Genomic DNA, 18394 nt, shown 5'->3' with positions numbered 1-18394 from the left:
TGGGGACTTGACAAGGGTCTTACTAGTGTCCGAAATCGATCGGGGGGCGTGGGATGGACACGCCCCACCGGTGAAAGGCGAAACGTGACCGCTAGCGCGAACACCAAACCTCGAGCCCGAGCAGCGAAGGACACCGAGGTGGAGACTCCCGTCGAGGCGGCGGAGAAGAAGACCGCGCCCAAGCGCGCGGCGGCCAAGGCCTCGCCCGCCAAGGCATCCAAGGCCAAGGCGAGCAAGGGCGACGAGCCGGACGACTCGGAGGAGCTGGACGACGAGGTCGAACTCGACGAGGAAGGTCTCGACGAGGACGAGTCCGGCGACGACGAGGCGGCGGCGACCGCGAGCGCGAAGCCTGCCGGAGACGCCGAGTCCTCGGACGACGACGAGGACGAAGACGGCGAGGAGACCACCAAGCCGGCCTTCAGCGAGCCGCTGCCCACCGGCGCCATCGTCATCTCGTCGACCGACGAGGACGACATCCCGGTCTACTCGACCCAGATCACCGGCGCCACGGCCGACCCGGTCAAGGACTACCTGAAGCAGATCGGCAAGGTGCCGCTCCTCAACGCGGCCGAAGAGGTCGAGCTCGCGATGCGCATCGAGGCGGGCCTGTTCGCCGAAGAGAAGCTGTCGCACATGACCGCGCCGGAGAAGTCGTCACAGCTGGGCTTGGACCTGCAGTGGGTCGCCCGCGACGGCCAGCGCGCCAAGTCGCACCTGCTCGGCGCCAACCTGCGCCTGGTCGTCTCGCTCGCCAAGCGCTACACGGGCCGCGGCATGCAGTTCCTGGACCTGATCCAGGAGGGCAACCTCGGTCTCATCCGCGCCGTGGAGAAGTTCGACTACACCAAGGGCTTCAAGTTCTCGACGTACGCGACGTGGTGGATCCGCCAGGCCATCACGCGCGCGATGGCCGACCAGGCCCGCACGATCCGCATCCCGGTCCACATGGTGGAGGTCATCAACAAGCTCGCGCGAGTCCAGCGCCAGATGCTGCAGGACCTCGGCCGCGAGCCCACGCCCGAGGAGCTCAGCCGCGAGCTCGACATGACCCCTGAGAAGGTCATCGAGGTGCAGAAGTACGGCCGTGAGCCGATCTCGCTGCACACTCCGCTCGGCGAGGACGGCGACAGCGAGTTCGGCGACCTCATCGAGGACACCGAGGCTGTCGTTCCGGCGGATGCTGTCGGCTTCACGATGCTGCAGCGCCAGCTCGAGTCGCTCCTGGACTCGCTCTCGGAGCGCGAGGCGGGCGTCATCCGCATGCGCTTCGGCCTCGGCGACGGCCAGCCCAAGACGCTCGACCAGATCGGCGACACGTTCGGCGTCACGCGTGAGCGCATCCGCCAGATCGAGTCGAAGACGATGGCCAAGCTCCGTCACCCCTCGCGTTCGCAGTCGCTCCGGGACTACCTCGAATGAGCGGCGAGGCCAACGCCGGCAAGGCGCTGACCGTCGACCTCGAAGGCGCCACCTTCGCCCGCATCCCGATCAAGACGCGCGTCGTCATGCCCGGGGACGACCTCGACGCCTTCGTGCGCGAGTACGCGGCCGACGTCGTTCAGCCGGGTGACACGCTCTTCGTGACCGAGAAGATCGTCGCGATCACGCAGGGCCGCTCCTTCCCGGTCGACTCGATCAAGCCCCGCCGGCTCGCGCACTTCCTGTCGCGGTTCGTCGTCAAGACGCCCTACGGCATCGGCCTGGGCATGCCCGAGACGATGGAGATGGCGCTGCGCGAGTGCGGCACGATCCGCATCCTCTTCGCGGCGGCCGTCTCAGCCGTGACGAAGCTCTTCGGCCGCAAGGGCGACTTCTACCGGATCGCGGGCGACAAGGCCCGTGCGATCGACGGCCCGACGAGCGGCACGATCCCGCCGTACAACAAGGCGGTCGTGCTCGGCCCGGAGCGTCCTCGAGAGGTGGCGGCGCACCTCAAGGGCATGCTCGGGCATGGTGTCGAGGTCGCCGTCGTCGACATCAACGACATCGGCGGCAACATCCTCGGCTCGACGCTCCTGAAGGAGCGCGAGAAGCAGCTCGTCGCGATCCTCCGCGACAACCCGCTCGGCCAGGGCCACCAGTCGACGCCGCTCGGCATCGTCCGCAGGTCCTGAGCCCGACAGCGCAAAGGCCCGGCCTCCCGCGAGGGAGCCGGGCCTTTCGCATAGACCCCGCGCGACGTCACGGATCGAATTCAGGAGACATCGGCGTGGTCAGGTGGATCCATCGAGAACGGTCCTGATCACGACCGATTCGCCTGATCTGGTGCGCGCCTGCGGTGGGCTCCCCCGGATCGGGCGGACGACCGAGGCCTCAGAACCCGATGGCCTCGCGGTAGCGCGGCTTGTGGCCGGTCCGGATGCCGGTCGCCGTCGGCTTGTTCTCGTACACGCCGGCGGCCCAGTTGCCCTCGACGAGCACGGGTCCCGTCGGCGTCACGACGATGTCCCAGCCCACGTACTGCACCTGGGGGACGACGCGCGCGACGCGGTCGACGAACGCCCTGACCTCGTCCATCATCGGCAGCTGGAAGTCGGCGATGCGCACGCCCGACTCCGGGTGGAACTCGTGGACGTTGGCGTGGGAGTCGTACCCCTTGCCGACCGCGTGACCGGCGTCGTCGAGCATCGTGTAGAAACCGCCGTACGTCATCTGGTCGCTCACCGCACCGCGGCCGAACTTCTGCGCCACCGCGAGGATGTGGGTCTTCTCGCCGTCGAAGAACGCCGTCACGCGGGTCGTGTTGACCGTCCCAGGGCACACGGCAGCGAGGTCGGCGTGCTGCACGATGACCTCCTCGATGAGGAGCTCGCCGCGCTCGAGCAGACCGCGGTGGAAGGCATCCCAGTCCTCGACGTCGGCCGCGTGATAGCGGTGGACGCCCGTGCCGGCCTGACCGACGGGCTCCTTCGTCACGATGGTGCCGAGCCGCCGGGCGAACGCCTCGACCTCGGCGGCGTTGCCCTCCTCGACGACCATCCAGTCGCGGTGGAGGTGCTCGCTGAAGACGCGGTCGAACTCGACCTTGTCCTGGAAGAGGCCGCGGAAGTCGGGGTGGTCGTACTTCTGCGAGAGCTGGTTCGAGACGGGATGGGTCATGTAGGTCGCCCGCTCCGCCTTGTTCAGGATCGCGAAGTCGTAGTCGATGTAGTCCTGGAAGCCCACGTTGCGCAGGCCGGCCTGCCAGAGCATGTCGACGACGACGGCCGGTCGCCACTTGCCGTGCTCCTCCGAGGCCTCCTTGGCCCGTTCGAGCACCGATCCGACGTCGATGCGGCGGGCGCGTCCGGCGAGGTAGCGAAGGCGCGGCGCGAGGCCGAGACCCTTGCGAGGCATGAGTGCTCCAAGGTCGGGTGAGGGGGACCCCGATAGTCTAGACGGCGTGACTTCGGGCGATCGGATGGGGGATGCCGCGCCCCGGCGCAGTGCTCCACTCGCCCGCATCGACCATCGTGCGCTCCGCGCCAACGTCGAGTCCCTTCTGCTGCGCTCGGAGGGGGATTGGTCGGTCGCCGACCTCCGTCACGACGCTCTGGGGCACGGCGTCGGCCCCGTCGCCCGGACGCTGCTGGAGCTCGGCGTGGACGGCCTGCTCGTGGACGAGGACCGACTGCCCGGCCTGGCGGAGGAGCTCCCCGGCGCGGCACTCCGCAGCGGCGGCGAGCCCACGCTGGACGTCGACGAGGTCTTCGGGCTGCCTGGTTCCGCGGGGATCGGCGTCATGCGGCTCGCGGGCTTCGTGCTCGTCGTCAAAGACCTGCGCGCGGGGGAGGGCGTCTCCTACGGCTTCACGCACCGCGCGTCCGCGGACACGCGCGTCGCGCTCGTGGCCGGCGGCTACGCCCAGGGCATCGTGCGGGGACTCGGCGACCGCGTCTCGGTGCGCCTCGGCGAGGAGCAGCATCCCGTCATCGGCCGCGTCGCGATGGACGTGTGCGTCGTCGACATCGGGGAGGCGGATGCCGCGCGCGGCGACGAAGCCGTGTTCTTCGGCCCCGACGACGGCGACCCGCCGCTTGCCGAGTGGGTCGTGAGCACCGGCATGACGGCGCAGGAGCTCGTGGCGGGCGTGGGGCAGCGGGCTCAGCGGGAGCACATTGGATGACGGCTGAGCTTCGCGTCGATCTCGACGCCTTCGCTGCGAACCTCGGGGCGATCCGTGCTCGGGTCGCCCCGGCCCAGCACATGCTCGTCGTGAAGGACGACGCCTACGGCCACGGCCTCGAGGAGGTCGTGGCCCGAGCGTGGGCCGAAGGTGTCCGCTGGTTCGGGGCGTTCGACGTGCGGACGGGCCGCGTCGTGCGCGCCGAGCTCGGTCCCGACCCGCGCGTGTTCGTGTGGATCGTCGCGACGGCCGGCGAGGCGCAGCAGGCCGTCGACGCGGATCTGGACGTCGGGGTGGGCGACGCCGCCCTGCTCGAGGATCTCGGAGCGGCTGGCGGCCGCGCCCGCGTGCATCTCAAGATCGACACGGGCCTGCACCGCAACGGGGTCCGGCCGGAGGAGTGGCCGGCATTCGTCGCGCGCGCGACCGAACTCGAGCAGACGGGCGCGATCGAGGTCGTCGGAATCTGGAGCCACATCGCCGAGGCCTCCGATGCAGAGGACGACGCGGCGCGCGCCGCGTTCGAGACGGCGTGCAACCAGGCCCGGTCCGCCGGGCTGCGCCCGAGTCTGCGGCATCTCGCTGCGTCGGCGGCGGGGTTCGCTCGCGCCGAGTTCCGCTACGACCTCGTGCGGGTCGGGGCGTTCGCCTACGGCATCCGTCCCGCAGGAGGTCCCGGGGAGGCCGAGCTCGGCATCCGTCGCATCTCGACGCTCGCGGCTCGAGTGACGCGCGTCGCGGACGGCACGGCGACCATGGACCTCGGGAGCCTGGACGGGCTGCCCTCGACGCTCGCGGGGCGCCTCCAGGTGGAGACGCCGGCGGGGCCGCGCCTGCTGACCGCGATCCGCGGGGGTGAGAGCGACGTGGATGCCTGGCCCGGTGCAGGAGTCGGCGACGAGGTGCTGATCTTCGGTGCGAGGGCGCCGTTCAGCGCGACCGATGCGGCCGAGTCGATCGGGACGATCGGGGAGGAGATCGCGGTGCGCGTCGCTCCGACGGTGCCGCGGGTGCTCGGCGGAGGGCCCGCTACACGGATTCGCTGAGGCGAGCCGTCTCGTCGTGCCACGACGTGGCGACGGAACGGAGCTTCTCTTCGTACTTGCGGCCGTGGTGGGCGCAGAACAGCAGCTCGCTGCCGTTGACCTCGGCGGCGATGTAGGCCTGGGCGCCGCACGAGTCGCAGCGGTCCATAGCGGTCAGGCGGTATTCGAGGACGGCGGCGGGCTGGGTCGGGGTCGAAAGCGTGTTCATCTCGGTGCCTCCTCGTATCGTCACTCGTCCTGCTTCGCTGGTCATGACATACAACCACGCGATTGTTTCGAGAATGCCGCGAAGCCATGACATTTCGCTGAGCGCGTACGCCGGTGCCACCGGCTCGTGTCTGTGCTCCGGCCCGTCGGTGCACGCGGATACGCTTGATGATTGTGACCGCCGAGTACTCCGCCCATCATCTCCAGGTGCTCGAGGGTCTCGAGGCGGTCCGCAAGCGTCCCGGCATGTACATCGGCTCGACCGATTCGCGCGGCCTCATGCACTGCCTGTGGGAGATCATCGACAACTCCGTCGACGAGGCGCTCGCGGGCCACGGCACGCGGATCGACATCGTGCTGCACGCCGACGGCAGCGTCGAGGTGCGGGACCGCGCCCGAGGCATCCCCGTCGACATCGAGCCGCGCACGGGACTGTCGGGCGTCGAGGTCGTCTTCACGAAGCTCCACGCGGGCGGCAAGTTCGGTGGTGGCTCGTACGCGGCCTCGGGCGGCCTGCACGGCGTCGGCGCATCGGTCGTCAACGCACTGTCCGAGCGCCTCGACGTCGAGGTCGACCGCGGCGGCAAGACGTGGGCGATGTCGTTCCACCGGGGCGAGCCCGGCGTGTTCGCAGGCGGCTCGCCCGATGCGGGATTCACGCCCTTCGAGGAGCGCTCCGAGCTGCGCGTCGCGGGCCGCGCCGCGAAAGGCGTGACGGGCACGCGCATCCGCTACTGGGCTGACCGGCAGATATTCACGAAGGATGCCGCCTTCAATCTCGAAGAGCTCGAGCAGCGCGCACGGCAGACGGCCTTCCTCGTGCCGGGGCTCGAGATCGTCATCAGCGACGAGCGCGAGGGCGGGGTCAACGCGACGAGCTTCCGGTTCGACGGCGGCATCTCCGAGTTCGCGGACTTCCTTGCGCCCGACGCGCCCGTGACCGACACGTGGCGGCTGTCCGGCTCGGGCACCTTCACCGAGACCGTCCCCGTCCTGCAGGCGAACGGGCACATGGTGCCCACCGAGGTCGAGCGCGAGTGCCACGTCGACGTCGCGGTGCGCTGGGGGACCGGCTACGAGACAGTCGGCCGCTCGTTCGTCAACATCATCTCGACGCCCAAGGGCGGCACGCATCAGCAGGGCTTCGAGCTCGGGCTGATGAAGGTGATCCGCACGCAGGTCGAGCAGAACGCACGCCGCCTCAAGGTCGGCAACGACAAGCTCGAGAAGGACGACATCCTCGCGGGCCTCACGACCGTCCTCACCGTGCGTCTTCCCGAGCCGCAGTTCGAAGGCCAGACGAAGGAGGTGCTCGGAACCCCCGCCGTGCGCCAGATCGTCGCCAACGTCGTCAGCCGCGAGCTCGCGGCGCGCTTCGCGTCGCCGAAGCGCGACGACAAGAACCAGACGTCGATGCTGCTGGACAAGATCGTCTCGGAGATGAAGGCGCGCATCTCGGCGCGCACGCACAAGGAGACGCAGCGCCGCAAGAACGCCCTCGAGTCATCCTCGCTGCCGGCCAAGCTCGCGGATTGCCGGACCAACGACGTCGCCGAGTCCGAGCTGTTCATCGTCGAGGGCGACTCGGCCCTCGGCACCGCGAAGCACGCGCGCAACAGCGAGTACCAGGCGCTGCTTCCCATCCGCGGCAAGATCCTCAACGTGCAGAAGGCGTCGATCAGCGACATGCTCGGCAACGCCGAGTGCGCCTCGATCATCCAGGTCATCGGCGCGGGGTCCGGCCGCTCCTTCGACATCGAGCAGGCGCGCTACGGCAAGGTCATCCTGATGAGCGACGCCGACGTCGACGGCGCGCACATCCGGACGCTCCTGCTGACGCTCTTCTTCCGGTATATGCGCCCGCTCATCGAGGAGGGCCGCGTCTTCGCCGCCGTCCCGCCGCTGCACCGCGTCGTCGTCATCAACCCCGGCTCCAAGCCAAATGAGACGATCTACACCTACAGCGAGCAGGAGCTCCACGGACTGCTCGCGAAACTCGGCAAGGCGGGCAAACGCTGGCAGGAGCCCGTGCAGCGCTACAAGGGCCTGGGCGAGATGGATGCCGAGCAGCTCGCCACGACGACGATGGACCGCGTCGGCCGCACGCTGCGCCGCGTGCGCCTCGAGGATGCCGAGTCCGCGGCATCCGTCTTCGAGCTGCTGATGGGCAACGACGTCGCCCCGCGCCGCGAGTTCATCGTGAGCTCGAGCGACCGGCTGTCGCGCGAGAGCATCGACGCGTAGACCGATCCCAGCCGGATGCGGCGGCGTGCCGGGCAGCCGGCCGCGGCTCGTGCCCGCAGACCCACGCAGCCGGTGCCGGCAGGCCCACGCAGGCGCTAGCTGATGGCGGTGCCGATCGCGCCGACGACGCCGTCGAGCGGCGTGCCCGAGGCATCCCGCTTCGCACCGGAGGCCGGCAGCGCGCGCGTGGCGCCGTCGGCGGCGACGGCGCGCGGCTCTGCGCCCACCCACGCGAGCGTGATGGTGTCCTCGCCGCGGAGGAAGCGCTGGGCACGGACGCCGCCGGTCGCGCGTCCCTTGGCCGGGAACTCCGTGAACTGCGACACCTTCGCCGTGCCGGACTCGGCGCCGGCGAGAGCCTGGCTGCTGCCGGCGATCGTGACCACGACCGCGTCGAAGGCGGTCGCGCCCACGACGCCGAAGAACACGACCCGCTCGCCGGAAGCGACGCGGACGCCGGCCATGCCGCCCGCCGAGCGTCCCTGCGGCCGCACGGAGTCGGCGTCGAAGCGCAGGAGCTGCGCATCCGACACGACGAAGACGAGCTCCGCGCCGTCCGGCGCGGGCGCGGCGCCGACGACCCGGTCGCCGTCCTTGAGCGCGATGATCTCGATGTCGTGCTTGTTGCCGAGCTCGGCCGCCGAGACGCGCTTGACGACGCCCTGAGCGGTCCCCAAGGCGATGGGCGGGGCGTCCGCGAGCGGGACGAGGCCCACGACGTGCTCGCCCGAGGACAGACCGAGGTACTGGTCGACGCGCGTGCCCGCCGCGAGCTGGACCGAGTTGCCCGGCACGGACGGAAGGTCGACGGGGGAGAAGCGGACGAGCCGCCCGGCCGACGTGACGGCGCCGAGGTCGCCGCGCGTCGTCGCGTCCACGGACGACAGGATGGCGTCGTGCTTCGCGCGGCGCGAGGGCGGGACGATGCCGCCGTTCGGCGCATCGGGCGAGACCTCCGCGCGGACCATGCGACCCGTCGCCGACAGGTACACGCGGCACGGGGCGTCGGCGATCTGGAGCTGAGGCGCGGTCGCGGCGGCCCGCGATCGCGGTGCGACCGGTCCGCCGTTCAGGAGCAGCGTGCGCCGGGGCGTGCCGTAGATCTCGGCCGCGGCGTCGAGCTCGCGGGCGACCTGTGCGCGCAGGAGCACCTCGCTCCCGAGGAGCTCCTCGAGCTCAGCGATCTCGGCCTTCAGCTTGTCGCGCTCGGCCTCGAGCTCGATGCGCGAGAACTTCGTGAGGCGACGCAGGCGCAGCTCGAGGATGTACTCGGCCTGCGCCTCGGAGAGGTCGAAGACGTCCATGAGGCGCGCCCGCGCCTGTTCGCCGTCGTCGGAGGTGCGGATGACCTGGATGACCTCGTCGATATCGAGGATCGCGACGAGGAGGCCCTCGACGAGGTGCAGGCGCTCCTTGCGCCGCGCGAGGCGGAATCGGCTGCGCCGCGTCACGACCTCGATGCGGTGGTCGAGGTACACCTGCAGGAGCTCGCGCAGTCCGAGCGTCTGCGGCTGACCCGCGACCAGTGCGACGTTGTTGATGCCGAAGGAGTCCTCGAGCGGCGTGAGGCGGTAGAGGTGCTCGAGCACGGCCTGCGGGTCGAAGCCCGTCTTGATGCCGATGACGAGTCGCAGGCCGTTGTGCCGGTCGGTCAGGTCCGTGACGTCCGCGATGCCCTGCAGCTTCTTGGCCTGGACCGCATCCTTGATCTTCTCGATGATGCGCTCGGGGCCGACGAGGTACGGGAGCTCAGTGACGACGAGACCCGTGCGGCGTGGGCCGAGCGGCTCGATCGAGACCTTGGCGCGCGTGCGGAAGGTGCCCCGACCGGTCCGGTAGGCGTCCTTGATGCCGTCGAGACCCACGATGACGCCGCCCGAGGGCAGATCCGGGCCCGGGACGAACTCCATGAGGTCCTCGAGCGTCGCGTCGGGGTTCTCGAGCAGGTGCGTCGCGGCGGCGACGACCTCGATGAGGTTGTGCGGTGCCATGTTGGTCGCCATGCCGACCGCGATGCCGGTCGTGCCGTTGACCAGGAGGTTGGGGAAGGCGGCCGGCAGCACGGCGGGCTGCTGGAACTGGCCGTCGTAGTTGGGGATGAAGTCGACGACGTCCTCGTCGAGGTTCTCGGTGAGCGCGAGCGCCGACGGCGCCAGGCGCGCCTCGGTGTATCGAGGGGCGGCGGGGCCGTCGTCGAGGGAGCCGAAGTTGCCGTGCCCGTCGACGAGCGGCACGCGCAGCGAGAACGGCTGGGCGAGGCGGACGAGCGCGTCGTAGATGGGGGCGTCACCGTGCGGGTGCAGCTTTCCCATGACCTCGCCCACGACGCGGGCGCTCTTGACGTGTCCGCGATCGGGGCGGAGTCCCATGTCGGCCATCTGGAAGAGGATGCGCCGCTGGACGGGCTTGAGGCCGTCGCGCGCGTCGGGCAGAGCGCGCGAATAGATGACGGAGTACGCGTACTCGAGGAACGACCCCTGCATCTCGGCGGCGACATCGATGTCTTCGATGCGGCCGTGCTCGGCGGGGGAGGAATCGGTGCGTGATGCGGGCATGACGATCTGGCCTCGGGTGACGACGGGCCGGCGTGGAGTGTCCGGCGAGGGCGGTCCGCGGGTGTGCGAGACTGGCCCGGATGTCCCTCAGCCTACCGGCCGACCCGCCACGCGCCCGGAGCCTCACCCGTGTCGTCCCCGAGATGCTGGCGGCTCTCGAGGGCGGCGGCGAGTGGCTGCGACCCGCCGAGAGCGCGGTCCTGTTCGTCATCGACGGCCTCGGTGCGCGCAATCTGTCGGCTCGCGCGGGCCACGCGAGGTTCCTCGCGTCCGCGGGTGGGAAGAAGGATGTCGCGCGCTCCGTCTTCCCCTCGACGACGGCCGCCGCCCTGACGTCGCTGCTCACAGGCGTCGAGCCGGGGGAGCACGGCCTGGTGGGCTACCGCATCCGGATCCCGGGGACGGATCTCGCCCCGAACCAGCTCAAGGGCTGGGAGACCGACGGGCTCGATCCGCATTCCTGGCAGCGCGCCCAGCCGATCTTCGAGCGCGAGGCGGCGGCCGGCCGGCCGTGCTTCGTCGTGTCGCGCGGGAAGTTCGCCGGCTCCGGGTTCTCCACCGCGACGGTCCGCGGCGCGACCTTCGTGCCGTCGTCGTCGGCCGCGGAGGGCGCCGAGCTCGCGGCGGGCCTCGTGGCACAGCATCCGGGTGCGCTCGTGTACCTGTACGCGCCGGAGCTGGACGGCATCGCGCATCAGAAGGGCTGGGAGTCCGACGACTGGGCGCGCGCCCTGGAGACGGTGGATGCCGCGGCCCGCGCTCTCTCGGATTCGCTGCCGGACCGCGCCGGGGCGGTGGTGACAGCCGACCACGGCATCGTGGACGTCCCGCGCCACCGCCAGCTGCTGCTCACGGAGGGGGACGCCCTCGTGACGGGCGTGAGCGTCATCGGCGGTGAGCCGCGGATGCTGCACCTCTACGCCGAGCCAGGGCGAGCGGATGCCGTCCTCGACGCGTGGCGGGCGTCGGAGGGCGGGCGCTCCTGGGTGCTGTCACGGGACGAGGCCGTCGAGGGGGGGCTGTTCGGACCCGTCGCGTCGGAAGTGCGCGAACGGATCGGGGACGTCGTCGTCGCGGCCCGCGCGGGTGTGGCGTACTACGACGATCGCCTGGCCGACAAGGCGCCGCAGAAGATGATCGGGCAGCACGGCTCATTGACGGACGAGGAGCGCACGGTGCCGCTCATCCGGCTCGGCGCGTTCGCCTGAGGGAACCTGCGAGCCCCTCAGAGCCTCAGCGGCGCTCCGGCGCCGATCACTCCTCGCCGCGGGCCCCGAAGACGATCTCGTCCCAGGAGGGCATCGACGTGCGGCCCTTGCGGCGCCCGGACGCCTCAGCGGCGACGGGGCGGTCGGGTTCGAAGGCGGGCTCGGGATCGGGAGCCGGATCTTCGTCGTAGCCGGGCTCGAGGGCGTCGAACAGCGCCACGGGACTCACCGCGCGCGACGGAGCGAGCTCCTCGGCTCCGGGAAGCGGCTCACGCTGGCCGCGACGGCGCCGCAGCGCCTCGAGGAGGTCGGCCGTCTCGGGCGTCGTCACGACGGGCTCGTCGGCCCGCTTGATCGCGGCCTGCTGGACCGCGGGGGCGACGGGCGCCGGCACCTCGGGCGATTCGAGGTCGGCTCCGGGATCGGGCAGGCGTCGCGGCCCGAACGCGCCGCTGTCGAAGCGGGAGTCGTCCTTGACCGGGGTCGTCTCCAGCGCGCGCAGGCGCGGGATGAGTCCCTCGGGCAGCGATCCCTGACGGGACAGCTGGATCGCGTCCGGATTCAGAGGCGAAAGGGTCGCGCGGCGCGGCTCGAAGCCCCACCTCGCGTCATGGTCGATCTCGCTCGCGGTGAACTCGAGCTTGACGATCCAGCCCGTCGGCTCCTTCCAGCTCGTCCAGCGCTCGCCTGTCGCACCCGCCTCGGCGAGCTTCACGCGGACCGCGGCGCCGAAGGTGGGGTGGCGATCGCCGTCGAGATCCGATCCCAGGAGGACCGGCACGGCGAGGGCCTGGCCGACGATGTGCTCGCGCTCGGCGAGGACGGGACCCTCGTACTTCGCGACGTCCTCGACACGGGCGCCGAGCAGCACCGCGACCTCTTCGGTCGACAGGCCGGCGCGGATGTGCGACTGGACTTCACGCGGGCTCGGCCGTGTGGCGGTGCGCTCGTCCCCCTCGCGTTCGCGGCGGGCCCGCCGCGCCTCCGCGCGCAGCACGTCGTCGATCGCCAGCGAGAAGCGCTCGCCCGATTCGGTCGCCAGAACGAGCCTGTCGTCCTCGGTTCCGATCACCTTGAGCTGTTCCATGCGAACCGCCCTCTCCGATCCAGCCGTGTCCGGCCATGGTCGCACAGCCGCCTGGCCGAGCCTGGGAATAACGCGGGCGCGCCGCGAGTTTCACGGATGCACACGATGAGAAGTCGCTCATCCGCATTTGCGATTCCTCCCGACGTCGTGCAAACTATGGCCGCCCATTAGGGCCCCGACATCGAGATTTCCGGAAGTAGAGACGTTCAGGCATGGCAACGGATTACGACGCCCCCCGCAAGACCGAGGACGACAGCGAGTCGATCGAGGCCCTCAAGGAGCGGGTGCCCGACAAGATGTCGGGATCGGTTGATGTCGAGGATGCCGACAACCCGTCGGGCTTCGAGCTGCCCGGCGCCGACCTGTCCGACCTCGAGCTCGACGTCGTCGTGCTCCCCGCTCAGGAGGACGAGTTCACGTGCGTGAACTGCTTCCTCGTGAAGCACCGCTCGCAGCTCGACCACGAGCGCGCCGACGGCCCGATCTGCACGGAGTGCGCCGCGTAAGTCCTATTCGGATGCTGCGCGCGCCGCAGCCTGAGAACGCCGGATCGCCGCAGCAAGGCGGTCCGGCGTTCTCGATGAGACGACCCACGCCGGCGCCGGGTCGTCGGAATCCGTGACCGGCACCACGAGCAGCCCGTCGATCCCGCCGCGGATGACGTGCCATGCACGCGGATCCAGTTCGGGTCCGCGTGCCGTGCGGGCCTGGTCGCCCGTGAGAGCCACAGGCTCGCCGAGCAGGCCGACGGGGATGCGGGCGCGACCGGCGTGCAGCATCCCGTCTCGCACCGCGACGACGGGTGAGCCCGCGATGAGCAGCGCCACGAAGAGGACGCCCAGGAGCGCCCCTGCCACGAGCGCGACCGTCGTGTCGATGGGGGCGAACACGAGTGCCGCCATTGGTGCGACCACGGCGGCGCTCACGAGCACCCACAGGGACGGACTGAGTCGTTCGCGGTACGCCGTCGTGGCCTGTGCACGCGCGCTCTCGCCTGCTGTCTTCTGCATTACCCTCGATGAGTGACCGAAACCGTGGACGTCCTCATTATCGCGCCCGAGGTTCCGACTTACGCTCACCCCGGTGACGCCGGGGCCGACCTGACCTCCGCCGAGGCCCTCCGCCTCGAGCCGGGTCAGCGCGCGCTGGTCGGGACGGGCGTGCGCATCGCCCTGCCCGACGGCCACGCGGCGTTCGTCGTCCCGCGCAGCGGCCTGGCGACCAAGCACGGCATCACGATCGTGAACTCGCCCGGAACGGTCGATGCCGGCTACCGCGGCGAGATCAAGGTCACTCTCCTCAACACCGACACCCAGCACGCGTACGACATCGCCGTCGGCGACCGGATCGCGCAGCTCATCGTGATGCCCGTCCAGCAGGCGCGCTTCATCCCCGTCGACCAGCTTCCCGAGAGCGTCCGCGGCGAGGGCGGCTTCGGGTCGACAGGGTTCGGGGGTGTGGCGTAGCCGCCGACGCGCGCGAGCGAGTCCTCGCGGGGATCTGCCCGCGATCGAGAACAACACAGACAGATGGAGTCCTGGCATGACAGACGCCACTTCCGCAGACGGCCCCGAGGTCGAGGCCGACGTCCCCGCCAAGACGGCACCCGCCGACCGCGCCGTGACCGGGCCGTTCGACGAGTCGGAGGCGAACCCCGTCCGTCCCTACATCGACCTCGGCGGCATCAAGATCCTCCCGCGTGAGGGTCTGAACCTGCGGCTCGAGGTCGAGGAGCAGACCAAGCGCATCGTCGCCGTCGGCCTCGACTACGCCGGCTCGACGCTCCAGGTCCAGCCCTTCGCCGCGCCGCGGTCGACGGGCCTGTGGGAGGAGACGCGCGAGCAGATCCGCCAGCAGATCCGCCAGCAGGGTGGACGCGTCGAGGAGCGCGAAGGGCCGCTCGGTCCCGAGCTCCTCGCCGAGGTGCCCGTCATCGCGGGCGCCGACGGCACGGCCGGCAAGCGCCTCGCGCGCTTCGTCGGCGTCGACGGTCCGCGCTGGTTCCTCCGCGGAGTCATCGGGGGAGCGGCCACGACGGACGTCGACGCCGCGGCGAAGGTCGAGGACCTCTTCCGCTCGATCGTGGTCGTCCGCGGCGGCTCCCCGATGCCCCCGCGCGACCTGATCCCGCTCAAGATGCCCGCGACGCCGGGCACGGCATGACCGACGACCGGCTTCAGCCGCCTCCTGCCGACGAGAACGCCGAGCCTGTCGATCCCGCAGAGCCGACTGCATCCGAGCTCTTCGGCGCCGCCCTCGGCAGTGCGGCGCGACGCGCGGGGCTCGACCCCGCCGCCGAAGCGAGCACGGGCCACGTCGTATGGCGCGCGATGGGCGGCTGGCGCGGAGTCCTGGAGTCGGTGCTGCCCGGACTCGTCTTCATCCTCACGTGGACGCTCACGGTCGACCCCGTGACGGGGCAGGCCAACCTGCCGCTGAGCCTCGGGCTCTCGGTCGGGCTCGCCGCGATCTTCACGATCGTCCGGCTCGTCCAGCGGGGTCCCGCGGGCGCTGCGATCGGCGGGCTCATCGCCACCGGGGCCGCCGCCGCTCTCGCGCTGTTCACGGGACGCGGCCAGGACAACTTCCTGTGGGGGTTCCTCACCAACGCCGTCTACGGCAGCGCGTTCCTCATCTCCGCCCTCGTCGGCTGGTCGCTCATCGGCCTCGCGGTGGGCTTCCTCATGAGCGAGGGCACCGCGTGGCGGCAGGACAAGCGCAAGCGGAGGGCGTTCTTCTGGCTCGCCATCGCCTGGGCGTCGCTGTTCGCCCTGCGCCTGATCGTCCAGCTCCCGCTGTACTTCTCGGGGGATGTCGCGGCCCTCGGCACTGTCAAGCTCATCATGGGGCTGCCGCTGTTCGCGCCGATGATCGCCGTCACGTGGCTCGCCGTGCGAGCGCTCTATCCTGCAAAGGCCAAGTGATACATTTATCTTGATATCAAGATAAATTGGCCCCGCTGCGGCTTAGGCGATCCTCACTAGCCGAGGCTCCGCGCGAGGGGAAAGATGGGGAGGGCCGGGTTCCCGGCCCGCTCCCGCCGCCGACGAAGGAGACAGACGTGTCCACGGTTGACAGCTTCGGTGCCAAAGGCACCCTGACGGTCGGCAGCACCGACTACGAGATCTTCCGCATCGACACGGTGCCCGGCTACGACAAGCTGCCGTTCAGCCTCAAGGTGCTGCTGGAGAACCTGCTTCGCACCGAGGACGGCGCGAACGTCACCAAGGAGCAGATCCAGGCCCTCGGATCGTGGGATGCCGCAGCCGAGCCCGACACCGAGATCCAGTTCACGCCCGCCCGCGTCGTGATGCAGGACTTCACCGGCGTCCCCTGCATCGTCGACCTCGCCACGATGCGCGAGGCCGTCACGGCGCTCGGCGGCGACCCGAACCGCATCAACCCGCTCTCGCCCGCCGAGATGGTGATCGACCACTCCGTCATCGCGGACCTCTTCGGCACCGAGAACGCCCTCGAGCGCAACGTCGAGATCGAGTACGAGCGCAACGGCGAGCGCTACCAGTTCCTGCGCTGGGGTCAGACGGCGTTCAACGACTTCAAGGTGGTCCCGCCCGGGACGGGCATCGTCCACCAGGTCAACATCGAGCACCTCGCGAAGGTCATCTACGACCGCGAGGTCGGCGGCGTCCTGCGCGCCTACCCCGACACCTGCGTCGGCACCGACTCGCACACGACCATGGTCAACGGCCTCGGCGTGCTCGGCTGGGGCGTCGGCGGCATCGAGGCGGAGGCCGCGATGCTCGGCCAGCCGGTCTCGATGCTCATCCCGCGCGTCGTGGGCTTCAAGCTCACGGGGGAGATCCCCGCGGGTGTGACCGCGACCGATGTCGTGCTGACGATCACCGACATGCTCCGCAAGCACGGCGTCGTCGGCAAGTTCGTCGAGTTCTACGGCGCGGGCGTCGCGTCCGTCCCGCTCGCCAACCGCGCCACGATCGGCAACATGAGCCCCGAGTTCGGCTCGACGGCCGCGATGTTCCCGATCGACGACGTGACGCTCGAGTACCTCCGCCTGACGGGCCGCGACGAGCAGGCAGTCGCCCTCGTCGAGGCGTACGCCAAGGAGCAGTCGCTCTGGCACGACGCCGACAACGAGCCCAACTTCAGCGAGTACATGGAGCTCGACCTCTCGACGGTCGTCCCCTCGATCGCCGGCCCGAAGCGCCCGCAGGACCGCATCCTGCTCTCGCAGGCCAAGCAGCAGTTCAACGCCGACCTGACCAACTACGCCGACGCCGACCACGACCTCGTCGATCTCACGGTCGCGGAGTCGTTCCCGGCTTCGGACCCGCCCGGATTCACGCCCGAGGACGAGCACAGCCACCACGAGCACCACCACCACTCGCACGCGCCGCAGACGGTCTCCAAGCCGACCGCGGTCACGACGTCGGCCGGCGACTCCTTCACACTCAACCACGGCTCGGTGGCGCTGGCGGCGATCACGTCGTGCACCAACACGTCCAACCCGTCGGTCATGATCGCGGCGGGCCTGCTCGCCCGCAAGGCGCTCGACAAGGGCCTCAAGAGCAAGCCCTGGGTCAAGACGACGCTCGGCCCCGGCTCGAAGGTCGTCACCGACTACTACGAGAAGTCGGGTCTCGACAAGGCGCTCGAGGGCCTCGGGTTCTACACAGTCGGCTACGGCTGCACGATCTGCATCGGCAACTCGGGTCCCCTCATCGAGGAGGTCTCGGCGGCGATCAACGAGAACGACCTCGCCGTCACGGCGGTCCTCTCCGGCAACCGCAACTTCGAGGGTCGGATCAGCCCGGACGTGAAGATGAACTACCTCGCGTCCCCGCCGCTCGTCGTCGCCTACGCCCTCGCCGGCTCGATGAACTTCGACTTCGAGACCGATCCGCTCGGCAAGGACTCGTCGGGCGCTGACGTCTTCCTCAAGGACATCTGGCCCGCGCCCGAGGAGGTTCAGGAGATCATCGACTCCTCGATCTCGCGCGAGCAGTTCATCAAGCAGTACGCCACCGTGTTCGACGGCGACGAGCGCTGGACGAGTCTGCCCACGCCGACCGGCCCCGTCTTCGAGTGGGACGCCGCCTCGACGTACGTCCGCAAGGCCCCGTACTTCGACGGCATGACGATGGAGCTCACCCCCGTGGGTGACATCGCGGGCGCCCGCGTGCTCGCGACGCTCGGCGACTCGGTCACGACCGACCACATCAGCCCCGCCGGCAACATCAAGGCCCGCACGCCCGCCGCACAGTACCTGACGGAGCACGGTGTCGCACAGAAGGACTTCAACTCCTACGGCTCGCGCCGCGGCAACCACGAGGTCATGATCCGCGGCACGTTCGCGAACATCCGCCTCAAGAACCTGCTCGTCAGCGCCGTCAACGACGGTGCCGTGGTCGAGGGCGGCTACACGCGCGACTTCACCCTCGAGGGCGGACCGCAGTCGTACATCTACGACGCGAGCCAGAACTACCAGGCCGAGGGCACGCCGCTGGTCATCTTCGGCGGCAAGGAGTACGGCTCGGGCTCCTCGCGCGACTGGGCGGCCAAGGGCACGAGCCTCCTGGGCGTCAAGGCGGTCATCACCGAGAGCTTCGAGCGCATCCACCGCTCGAACCTGATCGGCATGGGCGTCGTCCCGCTGCAGTTCCCGGCCGGTGAGAGCTGGGAGTCCCTGGGCCTGGACGGCACCGAGATCGTCTCGATCTCGGGTCTCGAGCAGCTCAACGAGGGCGTCACCCCCAAGACCGTCCACGTGAGCGCGGCACCGAGCGAATTCTCGCCCGCGGGCAAGCAGACGGTCGAGTTCGACGCGGTCGTGCGGATCGACACGCCCGGAGAGGCCGACTACTACCGCAACGGCGGCATCCTCCAGTACGTCCTCCGCTCCCTCGTCTGAGCCCGCCCAAGGCCGTATTCGGGCCCTCGCACCTCCGGGTGCGGGGGCC

General features: G+C 70.2%; 16 protein-coding genes. 11 read left to right on the top strand and 5 right to left on the bottom strand.

Annotated features, from left to right (window positions below):
* Positions 1-138: 138 nt before the first annotated feature.
* A complete protein-coding gene (locus tag ABZ477_RS02160) occupies positions 139-1422 on the top strand; it encodes an RNA polymerase sigma factor (protein ID WP_360127139.1) in 1284 nt (427 codons plus the stop codon).
* Positions 1419-2117 carry a coenzyme F420-0:L-glutamate ligase gene (locus ABZ477_RS02155; protein WP_360127136.1) on the top strand — a complete coding sequence of 233 codons (699 nt, stop codon included), beginning with the start codon at positions 1419-1421 and terminating at the stop codon, positions 2115-2117. The genes ABZ477_RS02160 and ABZ477_RS02155 overlap by 4 nt, the downstream gene beginning before the upstream one ends.
* 199 nt (positions 2118-2316) lie before the next feature.
* Here ABZ477_RS02155 and ABZ477_RS02150 read toward each other — a convergent pair whose 3' ends face one another.
* A complete protein-coding gene (locus tag ABZ477_RS02150; protein WP_360127134.1) occupies positions 2317-3339 on the bottom strand; it encodes a sugar-transfer associated ATP-grasp domain-containing protein in 1023 nt (340 codons plus the stop codon).
* A gap of 46 nt (positions 3340-3385) precedes the next feature.
* Between ABZ477_RS02150 and ABZ477_RS02145 the strand changes: the two genes are divergently transcribed.
* Both ABZ477_RS02145 and ABZ477_RS02140 read left to right on the top strand, forming a co-directional pair.
* Positions 3386-4108, top strand: coding sequence for an alanine racemase C-terminal domain-containing protein (locus ABZ477_RS02145; RefSeq protein WP_360127131.1), 723 nt, complete (start codon positions 3386-3388; stop codon positions 4106-4108).
* On the top strand, positions 4105-5154 hold the full coding sequence (locus ABZ477_RS02140; protein ID WP_360127128.1) for an alanine racemase: 1050 nt from the start codon (positions 4105-4107) through the stop codon (positions 5152-5154). Before ABZ477_RS02145 ends, ABZ477_RS02140 begins: the two co-directional genes overlap by 4 nt.
* Here the strand turns inward: ABZ477_RS02140 and ABZ477_RS02135 are convergent.
* A complete protein-coding gene (locus ABZ477_RS02135) occupies positions 5138-5362 on the bottom strand; it encodes a hypothetical protein (protein WP_360127125.1) in 225 nt (74 codons plus the stop codon). The two genes, ABZ477_RS02140 and ABZ477_RS02135, sit on opposite strands and share 17 nt — an antisense overlap.
* Before the next feature lie 167 nt (positions 5363-5529).
* On the opposite strand from ABZ477_RS02135, the gene ABZ477_RS02130 reads away from it, so the two are divergent.
* Positions 5530-7605 carry a DNA topoisomerase IV subunit B gene (locus ABZ477_RS02130; protein ID WP_360127122.1) on the top strand — a complete coding sequence of 692 codons (2076 nt, stop codon included), beginning with the start codon at positions 5530-5532 and terminating at the stop codon, positions 7603-7605.
* Positions 7606-7700: 95 nt separating this feature from the next.
* On the opposite strand, the gene ABZ477_RS02125 is transcribed toward ABZ477_RS02130, so the two are convergent.
* Complete coding sequence (locus tag ABZ477_RS02125; protein ID WP_360127119.1) at positions 7701-10160, bottom strand: DNA topoisomerase IV subunit A; 2460 nt, start codon at positions 10158-10160, stop codon at positions 7701-7703.
* An 80-nt stretch (positions 10161-10240) separates the two neighbouring features.
* Here ABZ477_RS02125 and ABZ477_RS02120 point away from each other — a divergent pair, with 80 nt between their 5' ends.
* A complete protein-coding gene (locus tag ABZ477_RS02120) occupies positions 10241-11368 on the top strand; it encodes a nucleotide pyrophosphatase/phosphodiesterase family protein (protein WP_360127116.1) in 1128 nt (375 codons plus the stop codon).
* 46 nt (positions 11369-11414) lie between these two features.
* On the opposite strand, the gene sepH is transcribed toward ABZ477_RS02120, so the two are convergent.
* A complete protein-coding gene (gene sepH, locus ABZ477_RS02115) occupies positions 11415-12455 on the bottom strand; it encodes a septation protein SepH (RefSeq protein ID WP_360127113.1) in 1041 nt (346 codons plus the stop codon).
* A 212-nt stretch (positions 12456-12667) separates the two neighbouring features.
* Between sepH and ABZ477_RS02110 the strand changes: the two genes are divergently transcribed.
* Positions 12668-12961 carry a DUF4193 domain-containing protein gene (locus tag ABZ477_RS02110; protein ID WP_360127110.1) on the top strand — a complete coding sequence of 98 codons (294 nt, stop codon included), beginning with the start codon at positions 12668-12670 and terminating at the stop codon, positions 12959-12961.
* A gap of 3 nt (positions 12962-12964) precedes the next feature.
* On the opposite strand, the gene ABZ477_RS02105 is transcribed toward ABZ477_RS02110, so the two are convergent.
* Positions 12965-13465: a DUF3093 domain-containing protein gene (locus tag ABZ477_RS02105; protein ID WP_360127107.1), complete on the bottom strand. Its 501-nt coding sequence runs from the start codon at positions 13463-13465 to the stop codon at positions 12965-12967.
* A gap of 12 nt (positions 13466-13477) precedes the next feature.
* On the opposite strand from ABZ477_RS02105, the gene dut reads away from it, so the two are divergent.
* From dut to ABZ477_RS02085, 4 genes are all read left to right on the top strand, one after another.
* On the top strand, positions 13478-13921 hold the full coding sequence (gene dut, locus ABZ477_RS02100; RefSeq protein ID WP_360127104.1) for a dUTP diphosphatase: 444 nt from the start codon (positions 13478-13480) through the stop codon (positions 13919-13921).
* Between the two features lie 76 nt (positions 13922-13997).
* Complete coding sequence (locus ABZ477_RS02095; RefSeq protein ID WP_360127101.1) at positions 13998-14618, top strand: DUF3710 domain-containing protein; 621 nt, start codon at positions 13998-14000, stop codon at positions 14616-14618.
* Complete coding sequence (locus tag ABZ477_RS02090; protein WP_360127098.1) at positions 14615-15379, top strand: DUF3159 domain-containing protein; 765 nt, start codon at positions 14615-14617, stop codon at positions 15377-15379. The genes ABZ477_RS02095 and ABZ477_RS02090 overlap by 4 nt, the downstream gene beginning before the upstream one ends.
* A 137-nt stretch (positions 15380-15516) precedes the next feature.
* The gene (locus tag ABZ477_RS02085; protein WP_360127095.1) at positions 15517-18345 is read left to right on the top strand and encodes an aconitate hydratase; all 2829 of its coding nucleotides are present in this window, start codon (positions 15517-15519) and stop codon (positions 18343-18345) included.
* Positions 18346-18394 lie beyond the last annotated feature (49 nt).

Origin of the sequence: Microbacterium sp. NPDC019599, from assembly GCF_040632175.1 — a bacterium.
In the GTDB taxonomy this organism is placed as follows: Bacteria; Actinomycetota; Actinomycetes; order Actinomycetales; family Microbacteriaceae; genus Microbacterium.
Note: the sequence above shows the minus strand (reverse complement) of the source record. Positions and strands in the feature narration are given on the sequence as shown.

Bases quoted from the DNA above. Each gene is read 5' to 3' on its own strand.
- ABZ477_RS02155 (WP_360127136.1), top strand. From the start codon at position 1,419: ATGAGCGGCGAGGCCAACGCCGGCAAGGCGCTGACCGTCGACCTCGAA.
- ABZ477_RS02150 (WP_360127134.1), bottom strand. From the start codon at position 3,339: ATGCCTCGCAAGGGTCTCGGCCTCGCGCCGCGCCTTCGCTACCTCGCC.
- ABZ477_RS02140 (WP_360127128.1), top strand. From the start codon at position 4,105: ATGACGGCTGAGCTTCGCGTCGATCTCGACGCCTTCGCTGCGAACCTC.
- ABZ477_RS02135 (WP_360127125.1), bottom strand. From the start codon at position 5,362: ATGAACACGCTTTCGACCCCGACCCAGCCCGCCGCCGTCCTCGAATAC.
- ABZ477_RS02130 (WP_360127122.1), top strand. From the start codon at position 5,530: ATGATTGTGACCGCCGAGTACTCCGCCCATCATCTCCAGGTGCTCGAG.
- ABZ477_RS02125 (WP_360127119.1), bottom strand. From the start codon at position 10,160: ATGCCCGCATCACGCACCGATTCCTCCCCCGCCGAGCACGGCCGCATC.
- ABZ477_RS02120 (WP_360127116.1), top strand. From the start codon at position 10,241: ATGTCCCTCAGCCTACCGGCCGACCCGCCACGCGCCCGGAGCCTCACC.
- sepH (WP_360127113.1), bottom strand. From the start codon at position 12,455: ATGGAACAGCTCAAGGTGATCGGAACCGAGGACGACAGGCTCGTTCTG.
- ABZ477_RS02110 (WP_360127110.1), top strand. From the start codon at position 12,668: ATGGCAACGGATTACGACGCCCCCCGCAAGACCGAGGACGACAGCGAG.
- ABZ477_RS02105 (WP_360127107.1), bottom strand. From the start codon at position 13,465: ATGCAGAAGACAGCAGGCGAGAGCGCGCGTGCACAGGCCACGACGGCG.
- ABZ477_RS02095 (WP_360127101.1), top strand. From the start codon at position 13,998: ATGACAGACGCCACTTCCGCAGACGGCCCCGAGGTCGAGGCCGACGTC.
- ABZ477_RS02090 (WP_360127098.1), top strand. From the start codon at position 14,615: ATGACCGACGACCGGCTTCAGCCGCCTCCTGCCGACGAGAACGCCGAG.